Origin of the sequence: Rhodopseudomonas sp. BR0C11 (assembly GCF_010820945.1) — a bacterium.
GTDB classification, from domain to species: Bacteria; Pseudomonadota; Alphaproteobacteria; order Rhizobiales; family Xanthobacteraceae; genus Rhodopseudomonas; species Rhodopseudomonas palustris_H.
Window position 1 is genome coordinate 1 of the sequence record NZ_QTKI01000543.1, and the last position, 2,648, is coordinate 2,648.

The 2,648-nt window shown below is 63.8% G+C and carries 4 protein-coding genes; 3 read left to right on the plus strand and 1 reads right to left on the minus strand.

The window, feature by feature from the left end:
• Nucleotides 1–548 (minus strand): AsmA family protein (locus DYI24_RS24820; RefSeq protein ID WP_164574220.1); only part of this gene is annotated, 548 nt, incomplete at its 3' end.
• Nucleotides 549–754: 206 nt separating this feature from the next.
• On the opposite strand from DYI24_RS24820, the gene DYI24_RS24825 reads away from it, so the two are divergent.
• The 3 genes from DYI24_RS24825 to DYI24_RS24835 all read left to right on the plus strand — a co-directional run.
• A complete protein-coding gene (locus DYI24_RS24825) occupies nucleotides 755–1,471 on the plus strand; it encodes a CoA transferase subunit A (RefSeq protein WP_011159691.1) in 717 nt (238 codons plus the stop codon).
• 11 nt (nucleotides 1,472–1,482) lie between these two features.
• Complete coding sequence (locus DYI24_RS24830; RefSeq protein ID WP_011159690.1) at nucleotides 1,483–2,133, plus strand: 3-oxoacid CoA-transferase subunit B; 651 nt, start codon at nucleotides 1,483–1,485, stop codon at nucleotides 2,131–2,133.
• A 311-nt stretch (nucleotides 2,134–2,444) separates the two neighbouring features.
• Nucleotides 2,445–2,648, plus strand: a 204-nt coding sequence (locus DYI24_RS24835; RefSeq protein WP_205523679.1) for an ATP-dependent metallopeptidase FtsH/Yme1/Tma family protein, incomplete at its 3' end; no start/stop codon positions are given.

A 2,648-nucleotide genomic window follows, 5' to 3' on the forward strand; every position in this document is an offset into this window, starting at 1 on the left:
GGCCATGCCAGCGACAGGTCGATGTCGTCGATGTGCTCGTGAACGCCGGCGGTTTCGTCGCGATAGCTGAGTTCGCCATCCTGCAGCCGGATCTCGGAGAACGACACTTGATCGTCGAGACCGGGCTTCATCGTCCGGGTCAAGCTGTCGATGAACGGCGTCCAGTTGCTGCGGCCGTCGGCGTCGCGCACCACGTGGATCGACGGCTGGTTGAGCATCACGTCGGCGATCTCGAACCGGCGCAGCAGCAGCGGCAGCAGCCGCAGGTTGGTGATCAGCGTCTTGACGCTGAGCGCCGCGTCGGCGCCGCCATCTTCGTCGCTCTTCAAGCGTACGTTGCTGAACGTCACGGTGCTGCGCGGGAAGATGGTGACGTCGATATCGCCGTCGACCACCAGCTTCAGGCCGGTGGCGGCGCGAAGCTGCTGCTCCACGGCCTGGCGCAGGGCACCGCGATCGATCGTCAGCGAAAGCGCGAACGCCCCTGTCACGGCGACGGCGATCAGCACCGCCACCGAGATCCCGAGGCGCTTAATTCCTTGGGCCATCGCCAACCAGTTTCCGGAACGTGAGCGTGAATGAGGTGTGTGAGAGGCGGCTCCCAACAGGGCCGGACCCGGGGCGCAACTTGCTCGGTTTTCTTGGCGCTTTCAAGGCTTTCCGGGTGTTACGGGGCCTGGTGCAATTGACGGGTTGCGGGGTTTTTGCCTAATAGACCTAATCGCAGCAAAGCCCGCTCAAAGGTCCCTGCATCATGAACAAGGTCTACCCCGACGCCAAGGCGGCACTCGACGGCATCTTGCGGGACGGCATGATGATCATGTCCGGCGGCTTCGGCCTTTGCGGCATTCCCGAGACCCTGTCCGACGCGATCCGCGACGCGGGCGTCAAGGATCTCACCTTCGTTTCCAACAATGCAGGCGTCGACGGCATCGGCCTCAGCCGGCTGCTCGAGACCCGCCAGATCAAGAAGATGATCTCGTCCTATGTGGGCGAGAACAAGCTGTTCGCGCAGCAGTTTCTGGCCGGCGAGCTGGAATTGGAATTCGCCCCGCAGGGCACCCTGGCCGAGCGCATCCGCGCCGGCGGCGCCGGCATTCCGGCGTTCTTCACCAAGACCGGTGTCGGCACGCTGGTGGCTGAAGGCAAGGAAATCCGCGAGTTCGACGGCGAGAAATACGTGATGGAACGCGGCCTGTTCGGCGACATCGCGATCGTCCACGCCTGGAAGGGCGATACCGCCGGCAACCTCGTGTACCGAAAGACCGCGCGCAACTTCAATCCGATGATGGCGACCGCGGCGAAGATCACCATCGCCGAGGTCGAGCATCTGGTGCCGGCGGGCGAGATCGACCCGGATCATATCCACACCCCGGGCATCTTCGTGCAGCGCATCGTCCACGTGCCGAACGCGAAGAAACACATCGAGCAGCGTACCACCCGCAAGCGTGCCGAATCGGCGGCGAGCTGAGGAGATCCCTGATGGCTTGGACCCGCGAACAGATGGCGGCGCGCGCCGCCAAGGAATTGCGCGACGGCTTCTACGTCAACCTCGGCATCGGCATTCCGACGCTGGTCTCGAACTACATCCCGGACGGCGTCGACGTGGTGCTGCAGAGCGAGAACGGCATGCTCGGCATGGGTCCGTTCCCCTATGAGGGTGAAGAAGACCCGGACCTGATCAACGCCGGCAAGCAGACCGTCACCGAGCTGCCGTCGACCAGTTACTTCTCGTCAGCCGATTCCTTCGCAATGGTTCGCGGCGGCCATATCGATCTCTCCATTCTCGGCGCCATGCAGGTCGCGCAGAACGGCGACCTCGCCAACTGGATGATTCCAGGCAAGATGGTGAAGGGCATGGGCGGTGCGATGGATCTCGTCGCTGGCGTCAAGCGCGTCGTCGTGGTGATGGAGCATTCCGCCAAGGACGGCCCGAAGCTGTTGAAGACCTGCAACCTGCCGCTCACCGGCGAGCGCGTGGTCGACATGGTGGTCACCGATCTTGCGGTGTTTACCATCGACAAGCACGGCAATGACGGCATGGCGCTGATCGAGCTTGCCGATGGCGTGACCCTCGACGAGGTCAAGGCCAAGACCGAAGCCGAATTCCGCGTCGCGTTGAAGAACGCCTGATTTCGCGGCGCCGCGCACCGCCGCCGCGAAGCTGCGGCGGCACGCCGCGCTGTGCCCGGTGATCTTGAAACCCGTTACTGTTCCCCTAGATCGAGCGGTACCGGCCCTGTGATGCGGGGCCGGCACGCCGCTTGAGTGTGTCGCCCGGCAGGTGCTCACTTGCCGTAAGCCTTTACACGCGGCCGCGCACTCTCCAGGCCTGATCTCATAGCGCCGCTCGCGATGCGGCTTGCCGCTCCTCGCGCGCACTGCTGCGGGGTGGCTGCGGAACTCGGCAGTGAGCTGCGGCGTCTTTGTCGGACGAAGGAGCAATGCTCCCGTCGAGGGAGCGCAGCGGGGGAGTCACCGTCGTGGAGCTCAACAAGAAGACCCAGTTCAACATCTGGTACTGGCTGGTCGCACTCTTCGTCTTGCTCGGCTTCCAATACCTGTTCACCACCGCGACGCTCGTCGCGAAGCTTCCTTACAGTCAGTTCGAGACCTATCTGGCCGAGGGCCAGATCGCCGAAGTCGCG